The sequence below is a fragment of the Psychrobacter halodurans genome (assembly GCF_017498075.1).
Taxonomy (GTDB): domain Bacteria; phylum Pseudomonadota; class Gammaproteobacteria; order Pseudomonadales; family Moraxellaceae; genus Psychrobacter; species Psychrobacter celer.
Genome location: NZ_JAGBKN010000003.1, coordinates 1 through 16,522 on the forward strand (window position 1 = coordinate 1; position 16,522 = coordinate 16,522).

Genomic DNA, 16,522 nt, shown 5'->3' on the forward strand with positions numbered 1-16,522 from the left:
CGAGATATTAGTCAGCTATTTGACACCGTTTGGCCAGATTTAGCCATTTTTAGCCCATTTAGATGGCTATCGATTGAATTGAGGACACGCCCTAATCTTCAGCAAAGATTTTGTGCCCCAGCACTGCCCATAATTACCCATAGTAAGCTGAGATTTGCTATACTCAGACCCAAAATACGCAGCGCAGTTTTTTACTAAAACGACCAAAACACGCGCTACGTTCTCTTTTTTTATTCTTACCGTTATCATTTATCAGGTTGCTCAGCTTTTATGTCAGACAGTCCGCATTCGATGCTTCATACCCATACCGACCACGCGGCCGATCCGCTCGCGGCCAAAGCAAACACGACGGTTGCCTATACCGATGGTGCGTGTAAGGGCAACCCTGGTGCTGGCGGTTGGGGGGCGCACCTGATATTTAGTGATGGCCGCACCCAAGACCTATATGGCGGCGAAGCACAAACCACTAACAATCGCATGGAGCTAATGGGCGCGATACAAGCCTTAACGCACAGCCCGCAAGCGCATACCCTTGAGATTTGGACAGACTCAAGCTATGTCAAAAACGGCATCACTGATTGGATCGCTGGCTGGAAAAAAAGAGGCTGGAAGACGGCGAGCAAAAAACCAGTCGCCAACCAAGATCTCTGGCAGCAGCTAGATGCGCTCTGTCAACAGCGCGATGTCGCTTGGCACTGGGTCAAAGGACATGCTGGACATGCTGGCAACGAAAAAGCCGACGAGCTGGCCAATCTGGGGGTGACCTCCAGCAGTGAGGTACAGGCAACAACTGAATTGCCTAAAAAAAAAGACTCCTTGATGGTTGAGGCAAGCCAGCGCCGCCATGACGATTGGCTAACCTTTGACCCCTTAGGGTTTGATATGATCGATGACGATACAGATGAGACGCCAGCGGACAGCTCGCAAAGCCAAGATACCCATAGCCTCGCTGACCATCCAATCATCTCTAGCCACACTCAGCGACCAACAGAGCAAGCAACCATGACTGACGCCAACCCAAACATGCACATGCCAAATACTGACACCGCCTCAGTCAGCCAAGCTGACACACAAACAGCTAGCGCAGAAGAGATGCCCAAGTTTGATGGCGATACCAGTCGTGCTAACCCTTACTTCAAGCCACTATTGCCAAAGCCCATCCACCGCCATGACTCTGATCGTCAGCTTATCATGGATACTGAGACCACAGGTCTTGACCCTCTAAAGGGTGACCGCATCATCGAAGTGGGTATCGTCGAGCTGGTCGGCCGTAAGTTTACGGGCGAAAAGCTCCACGTCTATATCAATCCACAGCGCGGGATGGACGAAGAAGTGATTCGTATTCACGGTATCTCTGAGGCGTTTTTGGCAGACAAGCCGACCTTTGACCAAGTCGCACAAGCACTGTATGATTTTATGGATGGCGCTGAGGTCATCGCTCATAACGCCACCTTTGATATCAACTTCTTGAGCATGGAGTTTGCCAAAGTTGGCTTGCACGACTTCGCCGAGCGCATACAGGTCACTGACTCTTTGGCGATGGCCAAGCAGCAATACCCAGGACAAAAGAACACGCTAGATGCGTTGGTGCGCCGCTTAGACGTCGGTAAGCAAGATCGTACTTTTCACGGGGCATTACTAGATTCGGAGATCTTGGCCGAGGTCTATCTGGCAATGACCGGTGGACAGGTCGCTCTCGCCATCGAAGAAGACACACAAACCGACGGCGGACAGACCGGTCATGCCCATTTTTCGGAGCTGGCAGATCTATTACTACAGTCGCCTATGGATGAGAGCGCAAGCCAGCACTGGTATGAGTCACTGGCAGAAGACTTCCCTGCCCTCAAAAACAATATGTAGCGGTCACTAAAACCACTTTCTAATCCGACATTTGTATAATATAGTCTTGATTATTATATTAAGCGTTAAAACATTACTAATAAACGCTTTTTCATTTAAACGCTTTGTTACTTCGCATTTGAACAATCGTTACTCTTATCAGTACGTTATGGAAACACACTTATGGACCAGTCTGCGCAAATGAAGTTAACCGCCCCAACGCTTAGTGTTACTGACTTTAACTTACCTTCACTGCATTTGTTGCATGATGAGATTGTCGTGACGCTCAAAGATACCGAGACCCATCTTAGCGAGTTTAATGATGACAATACTCAAGCGCCTTTATTGCTAGACTCCATCATCGTCCTAAAGCAGCTGTCTTGTATTTTCAAACTCATCTCTTTAGTTGGCGCTGAAGCGTTAAACACCGCCATCGTCAATGGTTTACAGCGCCTATACGACAGCGGCGACAATAACGATGTCGATTTGATCATGGACTTGTCAGAGGCCATCATGACATTAGATCGTTATGTCGAGTTTGTCTTATTGACAGAGTCGATAGAGCCGACGCTATTGTTACCTGTGATCAATAAGCTAAACGCGCATGGCCAGCACGCTCCTATCACCGCTGACTTCTTTTCAGCCTTTGGTAGCAGCAGCGTCATCATTGCCAATCCAGAAAAAAACTTCCAACCACTGCATGAGCTTGGCTTAAACAACGAGCTATTGACAGATGCTTATCGTAGCGGTCTTAGCGTTGCCTTGTTAAACCAAGATGGCACTGTCAGCGCAGATGCGCAGCAAAAGCTCAATGCCATGAGCGCAGCCTGCGCGTTGATTGCCTCCAAGACCAGTAGTTTGTTTTGGCAAGCGGCTGCTGCTGCCACCACCGACATCGCGGCCATCCTACCGCTCACGTTAAGCCAAAAGCACACGCTGATTTATCTAGAGCAGCAATTCCAAAGCTATCTGCCTGTGATGGATACGCGTTTTGCTGATTTGGTCAGCTTTGCTTGTCAGCGCGATAACAAAGAAGCACAGCATCTGCGCGAGCAATATGCGCAAAACCGGCTAGAAGAGCCGCAACTTGAGCAGATGAGACGGTTTTTATTTGGTCCCAACCGCGCCCTTACTGATACGCTAAACACCATTATTCAGACGCAGATCAATACCATCAAAGAAGAGGTCGATAGCTACGCGCGCGGCGACTCTGTCAATAGCGCTGAGATGCAAACAGCCAAAATCATAGAAGACTTAGCGGCCTTGGGCTCAGCACTTCGTCTGCTTGGATTGTCAAATGCTGCCGACAGTTTGCGCGCTGCAGCCGAGGAGGTCGGCCGTTGGCAAGCGCCCTCGCCTGAGGACTTCGATCGTCTATTGCTGGCGCTCATGCATGCCGAAAACGCCACCATCGCCATGGCTGAAATGCACACACCAGGGGCGATTTACTTACCGCTAAACAACCCTCACATCTCTTTGCATCAGCTAAATACAGCCAATGATACCTTGATACAAGAAAGCCGTACGGCCATCGCCAATGCAGAGCAAGCCATCAATGATTATCTGGCCGAGCCTGAGCGCGATATGCTAAATATCCAAAACATCCCTGAGATGATGCGCCAAGTGGCCGGTGCTGTGCGCTTCCTGCAGCTGCCGACCTCTGCTAGCATGCTCAGTCAATTGGCCAACTATATCGAGCAGCGTATCGAGCGTGGCAGACGCATCGAAGACGATACGCTGGCATGTATTGCAGATGTCATCATGGCAGTCGATCACCATTTAGATGGGTTTGAACATAACCGTCCTGTGAGTAAGCAAGCGCTTGATGTCGGACAGCAAAGCCTAAGCCAGCTGCTAGCAGCCTAGCCTAACCTAGTCAAGACAAGCTGGCTGCTACTCATTACCTACTGCCCTTATGCTGTGCTTTCCCGCTTTATGATTAGGTAAAATAGACCGTTATTTCTGTCTTATAAGTCTGTATCTCATCAGGTACAGACTTGTTTTTATTTGCTTTCGCGATCGCTTGGAACCCTGATATGACCTGCGCTTTTATCTTTAGTGATGATACGGTATTGTGCCGTCAAACGCCTGAGGGCTGGTGGCCGTGGCACGTTGACTATCTGACGCCTGATGTCGCGGCCACCGATGATGTAGCAGTACCCGCCTATCAGCTCGGATGTGTCACACTGCTTGAGAGCCTAGCGCCCAGTCATTGGCAGGCTGATGACAACCGTCATAACGCCAACGCCAATAATACTACGCTTGATAAGCCAACTCATGCGTTTACTGCGCGCGCAACCTGCGCCATGACCTATGAGTATGCCACGGCGCATCATATCGCCTTACCTCTCATCGCTGAAAGTAGTGGTAATGCCTTTATCCCGTATCGCCAGCTGATCACCCAGCTACCCATGGCCTTGAGCGACCAACTCAGCCAAGCCATACAGCTGCTACGCTGGCAAGCTGACACGCAGTTTTGTAGCCGCTGCGCCTCGCCAGTCGTTCATGCGCGACTGGGTGAGCGAGCGATGGTCTGCCCGACTTGCAAGCTGCGCCAATACCCGCGTGTCCAGCCGTGCATCATCACTGCCATTACCCGCCCTAATCCGCAAACAGGTGAAATGCAAATTTTGCTGGCGCATCATCATCGCTACGGCCAACAAAAACAGCCGCTGCAGTATGGCCTGATTGCAGGGTTTGTTGAGGTGGGAGAAAGTCTTGAGCACGCTGTGGTGCGCGAGGTGTATGAAGAAGTCAATATTCACCTGACAGATATCCGCTATGTCAGTAGTCAGCCGTGGCCATATCCGTCAAACTTGATGCTCGGATTTCGTGCTACGTATGCAAGTGGCGAGCTGATTATTCAAGAAGATGAGCTGTCACATGCAGACTTCTTTGATCTCTCAAGCCTGCCCAAGATACCTGCGAAAGGCAGTATTGCTTATGAGCTGATTGAGCAGATCCTCCGTGAGCAAGGCATGGCTTAGCCATCATAGGTGATTGCGTTCATCATTTAGCCCAATGTATCAACGCGCTAATTTGTCAATATGCCAATGTGTCATCAACGCGCCAACGTGATAGTGACGCATGACTACCAGCGTCTTTGACCAGATTTGACCTTGACCAGTGCTCTATAACCTTGCCTGCCCATCTCAGCAAGACTTTTTGGCAAAGATGATGCGCTGATGAGGATGCGCCAATATTGTGATTTTGTTATCATCCATTTAAAATGACCGCCTGAACGCAGCGATGGTCATTTATCACCCACCAATAGCCATACTTTCATCACGCTCATAAAGGCAGGCAAGCGAAACGCTCGTAAACCAGCCAGTAGCGTTATGAGAGATCAACTATATACCAACACCCTTTTTGTACTGGTGTTAAGGTTTTTAATAACATGCAAAGTAACGCCCCTATCCGTCTGATCAATCTGCCCATATTGTTTGATGACCTACAGATTGACACGCTGCCTGCTGATGTCTCGTCGCAGATTGCAGCGGTGGATGCCTGCCTGCCACAGACGCAGTGCGGCCTATGCGAGCATCCCGACGGCTGCTTGCCATACGCGGCCGCCATCGTTGTAGATGGCGAGCCATACAATAAATGCGTGCCTGGCGGCCAGCCCGTGACGGATGCGATCGCACAAATTGTCGATACAGAGCGTTATCAGCAAGGCCAAACCCCCGCCGCTGCTCCTTCACAGTGGCCGATAGATGCCAGCTCCGAGCGCCCAACTGAGGTGCGGGCTGTCATCCGCGAAGAGGACTGTATAGGCTGCACCAAATGTATCCCTGCCTGCCCCGTCGATGCCATCGTCGGTACTGGTAAACACATGCATACCATCTTTACCGACTTGTGCACGGGCTGTGAGCTTTGCCTAGCGCCCTGTCCCGTTGACTGTATCGATCTGGTCACTATCGAGCGTACGCTTAGTGACGCTGAGCGGCGGGCTGAGCAAGAAGATTTGCGCCAGCGTTATCATACGCATTTAGGCCGCGTCGCTGAGCAGCTAAGCGATAGCAGCAACACCAAGCCGGTAGTCAGTATGGTCGAGGCCAAACTCAATAACGCCACCAGCCAAGCGGTTGATATCAGCGAAGCTCAAGCAAAAAACACCATTGCCGCGGCCAAATTACGCACCAAAATCAAAAAGTTAGAAAAGCAGCTTGCGGTGCGCGCCAATGACAAAAAGCAAGCCGAGCTTGAGACACTGCAAGCCGAGCTGGCACAATTATGCTAATGAGTGATTCGATCATTCACGCCCAACAACAACATATCAAATAAAGTCAAACACCATGAGTAAAACGGTCAAACACAAAACCGCTGAGACCCCGCCCTCCAGACGCATGCCCAATCGCAACGTGCGGCCTTTTTTTGAAAAGCTGGCCGAGACGATTAAGGAGCCCGTCACCGAGCTCAATTACGACAGTAATTTTGAGCTACTCATTGCCGTGATTTTGTCCGCACAAGCGACGGATGTGAGTGTCAATATCGCCACCCAGCAACTATATCCTGTAGCCAATACGCCTGAGGCCATACTCGCGCTTGGCGAAGAAGGGTTAAAGTCCTATATCAAAAATATCGGCTTGTATAACTCAAAAGCCAAAAACGTCATTAAGACCTGCCAAGACCTGATTGAAAAGTTTGATAGCACTGTCCCTGATAACCGCAAAGACCTAGAGTCTCTGGCAGGGGTCGGCCGTAAAACCGCCAATGTGGTGCTCAACACTGCCTTTGGTCAGCCGACAATGGCGGTCGATACTCACATCTTTCGAGTGGGTAACCGCACAGGGCTGGCCACGGGCAAAACCGTATTAATCGTCGAAAAAAAGCTCATTGAGCGTATCCCAGAAGATTTTATCGTCGATGCTCATCATTATCTGATCTTGCACGGGCGCTATACTTGCCAAGCACGTACGCCAAAATGCGGTGCTTGCCCGGTTTATGATGAGTGTATGTTTAAAGACAAAGCCAAATTTGTAGAGCTATAACCCCTTGGCATGAAACAGAGGATCATACCAATAGCCATGACTCTGTCGTTTGATCGCCCCAAACCTTTTATTGAGCATTTCTTATGTGACAGCAAACGTCGCTCACTAGAGTTTTGCGACGTTTCAAGGTAGAATACCCTTATTTTTGTGCTAACAGATGACAACGACGGTGACCGTCAGTAGTAGAGGGCACAGGCGTGACTGCTCAAGCGTTGAGATGATAAGCGTGGCACGTCTATGTGCCTGTGTTTTTGGGCGGTTCAGTGCCATTTATGCTATTCATCATTTATGCTATCCATAATGACTGCTCGATGGTTAACGCTATGCGGCGGCAAACTGATTTTAATAAATATTACGACCGATATTGATTGTCAATTATTTAGCAATACCCATTATCCGCCAACTGAGCAATCACGCGGCCAATATGAATGAAAGCCACGCTAAACCGTGCCGCTTTTCCTACCTTTATCGATTCAATTAAGCGATCTAATTATGCGCGAATACAACTTATTTACCTCAGAATCTGTGAGCGAAGGCCACCCAGATAAAATGGCCGATCAAATCTCAGATGCCATTCTTGATGCCATTTTACAGCAAGACCTAGACGCCCGTGTGGCATGTGAGACCTTGGTCAAGACAGGAGCGGTGATATTGGCCGGCGAAGTCACCACCACCGCAAACATCGATGTGGAGCGCATCGTTCGTGATACGGTCAATGGTATTGGTTATCATCATTCAGATCTAGGGTTTGATGGCGAGACCTGCGCTGTCATCAACATGCTGGGTAAACAGTCGCCTGAGATCGCGCAGGGCGTCGATCGCAGCAGCCCTGAAGAGCAAGGTGCCGGCGACCAAGGATTGATGTTTGGTTATGCCAGTAACGAGACCGACGTCTTGATGCCAGCACCGATTGAGTTTGCTCATCGCCTGATGGAGCGTCAGTCCGAGCTACGCCGCGCAGGCGAGCTGCCTTGGTTGCGTCCAGACGCCAAAGCACAAGTCACGCTAAAATATGACGGCAATCTTCCGGTGGCGATCGATGCGGTGGTATTGTCCACGCAGCACGACCCAAGCATCTCGCAAGTAGATCTGCAAGAAGCCGTTATGGAATCTATCATCAAGCAAGTGCTACCAGCCGACCTACTGCACGCGGGCACACGCTACCACATCAACCCCACAGGTAAGTTTGTGATTGGTGGGCCTGTCGGTGATGCAGGACTGACGGGGCGTAAAATCATCGTGGATACTTACGGTGGTATGGCACGTCACGGCGGTGGTGCCTTTAGTGGCAAAGATCCATCAAAAGTCGATCGCAGCGCGGCCTACGCGGTACGTTATGTCGCCAAAAACATCGTGGCCGCAGGATTGGCTGATCGCTGTGAAGTACAAGTCAGCTACGCCATCGGTGTCGCCGAACCTACCTCAATCTCCGTCAACACCTTTGGCACCAGTAAGATCAGCAACGAAGAGATCATTCGTCTGATTCGCACACACTTTGACTTACGTCCTTATGGCATTACTCGTATGCTCAACTTGTTGCAGCCGATGTATCAGCAAACCGCCACCTTTGGTCACTTTGGCCGTCCAGGGTCAGAAACTGCCTTTACGTGGGAAAAAACCGATAAAGCTGAGATATTAAAAGCAGACGCAGGCTTGTAATCGCCCGACTGAGTCGCATTGATATATTGATATTATCCATTTAAAACCACCGATACTTATTAGGAGTCGCTTATGTCTCAAGATACCAATCCAGACAACGCTCAAGACAACACTGTTGATGCAAGCCTTGAGATTACCCCTGAAATGCAGGCGTTTTATCAGCGTGCTGATGCCATCATCGGGGTTGCCAACAGCCAGCTAGGCCCCAATGCTCATTCCGGCCAAGTCGGTGCTTCTTTGCTATATGCCGCCGCCCGCTATAGCGCGTCAGTTGCATCTATTGGCTTTGTGAAGGGTGAGGATTTTGCCAAAGAAAAAGACGATATCGTCGAGTTTTATGTCAAGCAGTATCGTCAAATGCTCAGCGACAACCTCACTGACTATGCCCAAAACTTCGATAAATATGTGCAGCTAAATAAAGATGACCAACCAGCGGAATAATCACCACTTGGTTGTATCATAAGTGCTAGACCCAAACTTGATCATCAGTTTGGGTTTTTTATTGCCTAGATATTTTTGCAGGTCTATCGGCTGGATGGTTGATGGTAAATACGCTACTATAAACGGTAGACAACAAACGATAGACAACGCTACCACGTAAGACAATCGGACGTTATTGCACTTATATAAGGAGATATAATGATGCCCCCCTTCATGAGCAACGCTTGGGCTTTTATAGCAAAGCGGCCACTTATCAAATATATGCTCGGCCTGCCATTACTACTTGCCTTAGCAAGCTGTAGCTCTTTGCCTGATATAACAATTCCTGAGAGCACACCAGCCCAGCCTACCCGCTCTCATCAACTACCCGATGGTGTGTTTTCGCAGTGCCCACCCTTTGACCCTGAAAAAACCATGTGCACCGCGCAGTACGATCCTGTTTGTGTGAAGGGTAAAACTGGCAACTTGATAAGCTACCGTACCGCTGGCAACGCTTGCTCTGCCTGTAGCACCCCTGAGGCGATAGGCTATGTCAAAGGCGAGTGTTTATAAACGACGGTTTTATGATGACGTTATGACGATGTTGTCAAAATACCGATAGGCACCGTGCCCCTCACTTCACTACTGGCACTTCACTGTTGGCTATTAATAATGGCAGCCATAAAAATACCCAGCTTTTGCTAAGCTGGGTGTTTGTAAAACAATAAGATATGCTTAAAAGGCAAATAGTCGCGCACGAAGATCAGTCTTCTCGCTTTAGCTCAATCGGACCTTTTAAAAAATCCTCATCAGGCAGCTCATTTGCTGAGTTGTGCTCGGCTGACTCTTCGGTAAGAAACCACTGCTGTTGACGATAGAGAATCAGATGGTCTCGGCTTAATCCACGTAATAGCGAATACATCATGACCAAAATCACCACAGCAAAAGGTAAGCCTGACACGATAGACGCGGCTTGTAACGCGGTCAACCCCCCTGCCGCCAGCAGTACCGCAGCGATAACCCCTTCTGTACCTGCCCAAAACAAACGCTGAACTTTTGGAGGATCTGTATCACCGCCTGAGGTCAGCATATCTATCACAAAACTGGCCGAGTCAGAGGAAGTGACAAACCACAATACAATCATCACGACAATCAGTAAATTAAACACCGACGTCAGTGGATAAGACTCCATCAACTTAAATATCGCACTACCAGTATCGGCTCTGACCGCCTCCACAAGACCTGGGCTGAGCAAATCAGGACTGGCCGCCGCTAGTAGCTCCATATGAACAGCAGAACCCCCAAAAGCGGTAAACCACAAAAACAATATGGCCACCGGAATCAATAACACCCCTAAGGTGAACTCACGAATGGTACGGCCACGAGAGATACGTGCGACAAACACACCCACAAATGGCGACCAGCTGATCCACCATGCCCAATAAAAAATCGTCCAAGAAGCCTGCCAGTTTTCTTGCCCTTCATAAGACTCCGTCCAAAACCCCAATGGAATCACTTGATGTACATAGTTACCGATGTTTTCTACAAAGCTATTAAAAATAAACTGCGTGGGCCCTAAGATAATCACAAAGCTCAATAAGATAATGGTCAAAAAGATATTGATATCGCTTAGACGCTTGATGCCCTTATCCAAGCCTAAAAACAGCGACATCCCTGCCAAAACAGTGATGATGGCAATCAAGATAATCTGGACACTGGTGTTATTTGGAAGGCCAAACAAACTCTCAAGACCAGAGTTAATCTGCAGCACCCCAAGCCCTAAGGTCGTCACCACCCCAAACATCGTACCAAATACGGCTAAGGTATCGACTGTATGACCCCAGCCGCCATAGATTCTTTTGCCCAATATAGGATATAGAGTCGAGCGGATAGCCAGCGGCAAGCCGCGGCGATAGTGAAAGTAAGCCAAAGCCAGAGCCACCATGCCATAAAGCGCCCAAACATGAATACCATAGTGTAAAAACGAGATATTCATCGCAAGCTTAGCTGAAGCGACTGTCTCCCCTTCGCCCAGCGGCGGCGCCATATAATGATATAGCGGCTCAGCGGTGCCCCAGTACAGCAGCCCGATACCGATACCTGCTGAAAACAGCATGCCTATCCACGAGAGCAGTTTGTATTCAGGCTCCTCATTTTGATGCCCCAAACGAATATCACCATATCGACTGAGTATCATATAGACACTCATCAACAAGGTAGTATTAATCACGACAATGAAGAACCAACCAAAACGCAAAGACACAAAGGCTTTTGCTTGGTTAAACACCATTTCTGCTTGCTGATTAAACAGTGCGCCAAAAATAATAAATAGCGTGATTAAAATGACTGAAGTCAAAAAAACAGGTTTGCTTACTCGCGGAAAAGGGCCGACTCGGCCAACTTTCACATGATCCATAGATCTTTCCAAAATTAAAAGAGCGTCACCATATCAAGACGTCGATGAATTATCAAATCTAATGCTGCTAAGATGCCCTTGTATATAAATAAAATATGATGCCGTGCTAGGGGGTTTTTGCCCCTATTTTGCTAACAAAACTAAAAACAAAACCCCAGCTTCCAAAGAGACTGGGGCTTTAATGCGTATTAAAATATTTTTATTCCATATAGAGCATGTATTACAGGCACGCCCTAGTCACTTCTCGCTCAATAAGCGATCATTTAGTCACCCTTAACAATTTCTGGCGGACCTTCTAGTAGCTCTTCATCCGCAAACTCATTGGCGGTATTGTGCTCAATCGACTCATCAGTGATAAAGCGCTGTTCGGCACGATACAGTATCAACTCATCACGGTTGAACCCACGTATCATGGCATACAACATGACAAATACCACGATAGCAAAGGGAAACCCTGCGACGATAGCCGCCGCTTGCAAGGCGCCAAGCCCGCCCGCTGCCAATAAAATAGCCGCTACCAGACCTTGCATAATGGCCCAAAACAAACGCTGAATCTTAGGCGGATTGGTATCGCCGCCAGCAGTCAGCATATCAATGACAAAGCTGGCCGAATCTGATGATGTCACAAACCACAGTACAATCATCAGAACAATCAACATCGTCGTGGCTTTGGTAAATGGATAAAACTCCATCAGCTTAAAGATAGCGCTACCATAATCGTTTTGTACCACCTCGATAAACCCAGGGTTACCGATCAGCTCCATGTCTACTGCGACACCGCCAAAGGTCGTGAACCAGAAAAACAAAATAATCATCGGAATAAATAACACGCCGAGCAAAAACTCACGAATCGTGCGGCCACGAGAGATACGCGCGATAAACACCCCAACAAATGGTGACCAGCTGATCCACCATGCCCAGTAAAATATCGTCCATGAAGACTGCCAATCACCTTTACTATAGGCCTCACTCCAAAAGCTGAGCTGGACGATGTTTTGTATATAATTGCCGGTGTTTTCGACCAAGCTGTCCATGATGTACTGTGTAGGTCCCATGATAAAAGCAAACCCTAACAAAACAAAGGTCAAAACGATATTGGTATCACTTAGGCGTTTGATACCCTTATCCAAGCCCATTAGCAATGAGCCGCAGGCAAGCATGGTGATAAAGGCAATTAAGATAACCTGCATGGTGACAGAATTAGGTAAACCAAATAACCCCTCAAGTCCAGAGTTAATCTGAAGTACGCCAAAACCCAAGGTAGTAACCACGCCAAACATGGTACCAAAGACCGCTAGTGTATCGACCGTATGTCCCCACTTGCCATAGATCTTTTGGCCCAATATTGGGTAGAGACTAGAGCGAATCGATAAAGGCAAACCACGGCGAAAATGAAAGTAAGCCAATGACAACGCCACGATGGCATAAATGGCCCAAGCGTGTATCCCATAATGCAAAAACGAGATATTCATCGCTTGTTTGGCAGCCTCTACTGTCTCAGCCTCACCCAGTGGCGGCGCCATAAAGTGATAGACAGGCTCTGCGGTGCCCCAGTACATGATACCGATACCGATACCCGCTGAAAACAGCATACCTATCCAAGATGGCAGGCTATATTGCGGGGTTTCGGTTTGATGACCTAAGCGGATATCACCATACTTACTAAAGATTAAATACAAACACAGCACCACGGCCACGTTCATTAAAATAATAAACATCCAACCAAAGCGGTTGGTGATAAAGCTTTGTGCACTAGTAAATATCGTATCTGCTAGCTCTTGAAACAAAGCGCCGAATATAATAAACCCCACAATCAATATTGCAGACGCAATAAACACCGGTTTATTTACTCGCGGAAAAGGCCCTAAGCGACCTATTTTGAGTTCACTCATCTTAGTTATCCAATATGTTAGGGTGAGTTACCTTAACAATATGTTACCCATTTATCAAACCTCACCCTCGATTGTTAAGTTTTGATACAAAAAAATAGCCCTGAATTCTCAGAGCTATTGCGGCATAACTGTTTAATAGGTGACTTAACACGTTGAATTAACACTGTTTTTCTCGGCGCTAGCCTGCACATAAACACTAGTCACCTTTGACAATCTTTGGCGGACCCTTTAGTAACTCTTCATCGACAAACTCATCAGCGGTATTGCGATCGATAGACTCATCCGTAATATACTGCTGCTGCGCGCGGTACAAAATCAAGCGATCACGGCTCAAACCGCGCCATAACGAATACATCATCACAAAGATGACCAATGCAAATGGCAGACCTGCAACGATGGCAGCGGCTTGTAATGCGTCCAATCCACCTGCAGCCAACAAAATCGCCGCGATTAAACCTTCCATCGTCGCCCAAAACAAACGCTGAATCTTGGGCGGATTGGTATCACCACCAGCAGTCAGCATGTCGATGACAAAACTGGCCGAGTCAGAGGAAGTCACAAACCACAGGACAATCATGATGACGATCAACAACGTAATTGGCTTGGTCAGTGGATAGTACTCAATCAGTCTAAAAATCGCACTGCCGAAGTCTGCATTTACCGCGTCGACCAATCCTGGACTCACCAAAGCGGGATCAAGGGCGGCGAGCAGCTCCATATGGATGGCCACCCCGCCAAAGGTCGTAAACCAAAAAAACAAAATCGTCATGGGAATGAGCAGCACGCCAAGGGTAAACTCACGAATGGTACGACCACGGCTAATACGCGCGATAAACACCCCAACGAACGGCGACCAGCTAACCCACCATGCCCAATAAAAAATCGTCCAGCTACTTTGCCAATCGGTATTGCTATACGCCTCGCCCCAAAAACTCAGTGGCACCATCGCGGCCAAATAGTTTCCGACGTTTTCAAAAAAGCTATCAAAGATAAATAGTGTCGGGCCCAAAACCACCATAAACGCCAATAGCAAGCCTGTCAGACCCATATTGATATCACTTAAGCGCTTGATACCTTTATCAAGGCCTAACATCAGCGAACCACAAGCCAGCAGCGTGATAAAGGCAATAATGGCAAACTGCACACCGACACTGTTAGGAAAACCAAATAGGTTTTCGAGGCCTGAGTTGATCTGCATCACCCCCAACCCCAGCGAAGTGACTACCCCAAACATCGTGCCAAATACCGCTAAAACATCGACAGTATGGCCCCAGCGTCCATAGATTTTTTGCCCCAATATCGGATACAGAGTCGAGCGTATAGACAGCGGCAACCCCCGTCTAAAGTGGAAGTACGCTAAAGATAGCGCCACGATGGTATAAATCGCCCATGCATGCAGCCCCCAATGCAAAAACGAGAAATTCATCGCTTGCTTGGCCGCCTCCACGGTCTCAGCCTCACCCAGCGGTGGTGCCATAAAATGATATAACGGCTCGGCGGTGCCCCAATAAACCAGCCCAATACCGATACCTGCTGAAAACAGCATACCTATCCAAGAGACCAAGCTATATTGCGGACGCTCCGTCTGTTTACCCAAACGTATATCACCATAACGACTCGCGATCAGATATAGGCAAAATACCAGCGCCACGTTCATCAATAGGATAAAGAACCAACCGAAGTTGGTGGTGATAAAGCTTTGTAAAAACCCAAATAGAGCGCCTGCCGCTTCTGTAAAGAGCGCCCCAAATATAATAAAACCAACAATCAAAATACTTGATGTGATAAAGACTGGCTTATTGACCCTTGGGAAAGGCCCCATTCTTTCAACTTTTACGTCATTCATCCGTTAATATCTCACCTCCTAAAGAAGCCTACCTTAACAAACCAACCTTTATTTATCAATTCATTACACAATTTTACTCAACACACCCTAAAGAGGTTGCCGACTGACCAACTGTAACAGCTTGGCATCCTTGCCGTCTTCGAGCAGCCAAACTCGCCCATCGACGGCCAACACACTACGCACCCGCTCCCCCATATCGTACCGATAGCGCTCACCTGCCTTCTTACTGCCATTGTTGCTGTCAAGGTGCACCACCATCAGCGCTTGTGAAGACAAGCCACTGATAAGCGCATGCCCTTGCCATGCAGGAAAGTCGTTATGACGGCCAGATGCGTAAATGCTCATTGAGGACGGTGAGATAACAGGCGTCCAAGTGATGTGAGGCGCAGCAAAATCAGGCCGCGTATCATGATCAGGAATATCAGTCCCATTATAATTGCGGCCGTTTGAGACGACCGGCCATCCGTAGTTACGGCCTTTTTTGATCAAATTAAACTCATCACCGCCGCGCGGCCCCATCTCATGCGCCCAAAGTCTGCCTGCATCGTCAAATACCATACCAAGGACATTGCGATGACCTATCGACCAAAACTGCTTGGCAATCTCGTACTTATCATCGGTAAACGGGTTGTCCTTTGGCACAGAGCCATCTGGATGTAGCCGTATAATTTTTCCCAAGTTGCCACTCATGTCCTGCGCGGGGGCTTTTTGTTGGCGATCACCCGAGCTGATATATAGATACTGACCATCAGGGGAGAAGAGCAAACGATGGCTATAGTGGCCTTGACCGCGTACTTTTGGCGTTTGCTCCCAGATAGGCATCAGCGCTTGTAAGCTTGGCGTCTCAGTATCCAGCCCCGTTAGTGCCGCTTTGATAACTTTTGCCCCAAACTTGCCCCTATCGCCGCCTGTACCTGCCTCAGCATAGCTGAGATATATCTGCTTAGAAGTAAAAAAATCAGGCGCTAGGACAACGTCACCCAGACCGCCCTGCCCGCCATAAGCTACTGCTGGTATACCCGCTACGGCTGTCTTGCTACCCGTGGCAGTATCAACGACAAACAGCTCGCCGGTCTTTTGGGTCACCAAGAGCTTGGGGGACTGATTATCCGCCGTTGGTAGTGCTGTCATTGCCCAAGGCTCATTAAAGCTGGCGAGCGCTTTTGTATCAAAGATAGGTCTTTCGGTATTGGCCGCCAAATCGCGCGCTGCGGCTTGGCCGTCCTTGTATTCTGTCAGATCGGCATCGGTATTGACGGCTGCAGGATTGGAGCATGCAGAGGCACTAAACAGCAGTGACGCTACCACGAGCGATAGTAGCCACGGCGTTTTTATTCTTTTTTTAATAATAATCATCCTGATTTACCTCCTTAATCTTGCCGTCTTTTTATGTGCTTTATCATTATTTATACCACAATCAAGGTGTGTAAACGGTAAATAATGTTGGCACAAAAAAAAC

12 protein-coding genes are annotated in these 16,522 nt (G+C 48.4%); 8 read left to right on the forward strand and 4 right to left on the reverse strand.

The window, feature by feature from the left end; genetic code table 11:
- Positions 1–270 precede the first annotated feature (270 nt).
- The 8 genes from dnaQ to J3491_RS02095 all read left to right on the forward strand — a co-directional run bounded on the left by dnaQ (position 271) and on the right by J3491_RS02095 (position 9,482).
- On the forward strand, positions 271–1,860 hold the full coding sequence (gene dnaQ / locus J3491_RS02060) for a DNA polymerase III subunit epsilon (protein WP_075101151.1): 1,590 nt from the start codon (positions 271–273) through the stop codon (positions 1,858–1,860).
- A 162-nt stretch (positions 1,861–2,022) separates the two neighbouring features.
- Complete coding sequence (locus tag J3491_RS02065) at positions 2,023–3,705, forward strand: hypothetical protein (protein WP_207969048.1); 1,683 nt, start codon at positions 2,023–2,025, stop codon at positions 3,703–3,705.
- Between the two features lie 170 nt (positions 3,706–3,875).
- A complete protein-coding gene (gene nudC / locus J3491_RS02070; protein ID WP_207969049.1) occupies positions 3,876–4,826 on the forward strand; it encodes an NAD(+) diphosphatase in 951 nt (316 codons plus the stop codon).
- A 410-nt stretch (positions 4,827–5,236) separates the two neighbouring features.
- Positions 5,237–6,079 (forward strand): RnfABCDGE type electron transport complex subunit B, encoded by an 843-nt coding sequence (locus J3491_RS02075; protein WP_207969050.1) that lies wholly within the window; start codon positions 5,237–5,239, stop codon positions 6,077–6,079.
- Positions 6,080–6,134: 55 nt separating this feature from the next.
- Positions 6,135–6,830, forward strand: coding sequence for an endonuclease III (gene nth / locus J3491_RS02080; protein WP_075101147.1), 696 nt, complete (start codon positions 6,135–6,137; stop codon positions 6,828–6,830).
- A gap of 492 nt (positions 6,831–7,322) precedes the next feature.
- Positions 7,323–8,489 (forward strand): methionine adenosyltransferase, encoded by a 1,167-nt coding sequence (metK, locus tag J3491_RS02085; RefSeq protein ID WP_075101146.1) that lies wholly within the window; start codon positions 7,323–7,325, stop codon positions 8,487–8,489.
- 144 nt (positions 8,490–8,633) lie between these two features.
- Positions 8,634–8,930 carry a DUF3144 domain-containing protein gene (locus tag J3491_RS02090; protein ID WP_075101243.1) on the forward strand — a complete coding sequence of 99 codons (297 nt, stop codon included), beginning with the start codon at positions 8,634–8,636 and terminating at the stop codon, positions 8,928–8,930.
- Positions 8,931–9,128: 198 nt separating this feature from the next.
- Positions 9,129–9,482, forward strand: coding sequence for a hypothetical protein (locus tag J3491_RS02095; protein WP_241900659.1), 354 nt, complete (start codon positions 9,129–9,131; stop codon positions 9,480–9,482).
- A 190-nt stretch (positions 9,483–9,672) separates the two neighbouring features.
- On the opposite strand, the gene J3491_RS02100 is transcribed toward J3491_RS02095, so the two are convergent.
- The 4 genes from J3491_RS02100 to J3491_RS02115 all read right to left on the reverse strand — a co-directional run bounded on the left by J3491_RS02100 (position 9,673) and on the right by J3491_RS02115 (position 16,419).
- Entirely contained in the window at positions 9,673–11,325 is a 1,653-nt protein-coding gene (locus J3491_RS02100; RefSeq protein ID WP_207969051.1) for a BCCT family transporter, read from the reverse strand.
- Positions 11,326–11,588: 263 nt separating this feature from the next.
- Positions 11,589–13,217 (reverse strand): BCCT family transporter, encoded by a 1,629-nt coding sequence (locus tag J3491_RS02105; RefSeq protein ID WP_207969052.1) that lies wholly within the window; start codon positions 13,215–13,217, stop codon positions 11,589–11,591.
- Positions 13,218–13,413: 196 nt separating this feature from the next.
- Complete coding sequence (locus tag J3491_RS02110; protein ID WP_075101143.1) at positions 13,414–15,063, reverse strand: BCCT family transporter; 1,650 nt, start codon at positions 15,061–15,063, stop codon at positions 13,414–13,416.
- A gap of 87 nt (positions 15,064–15,150) precedes the next feature.
- The gene (locus tag J3491_RS02115; RefSeq protein WP_207969053.1) at positions 15,151–16,419 is read right to left on the reverse strand and encodes a PQQ-dependent sugar dehydrogenase; all 1,269 of its coding nucleotides are present in this window, start codon (positions 16,417–16,419) and stop codon (positions 15,151–15,153) included.
- Positions 16,420–16,522: the final 103 nt, after the last annotated feature.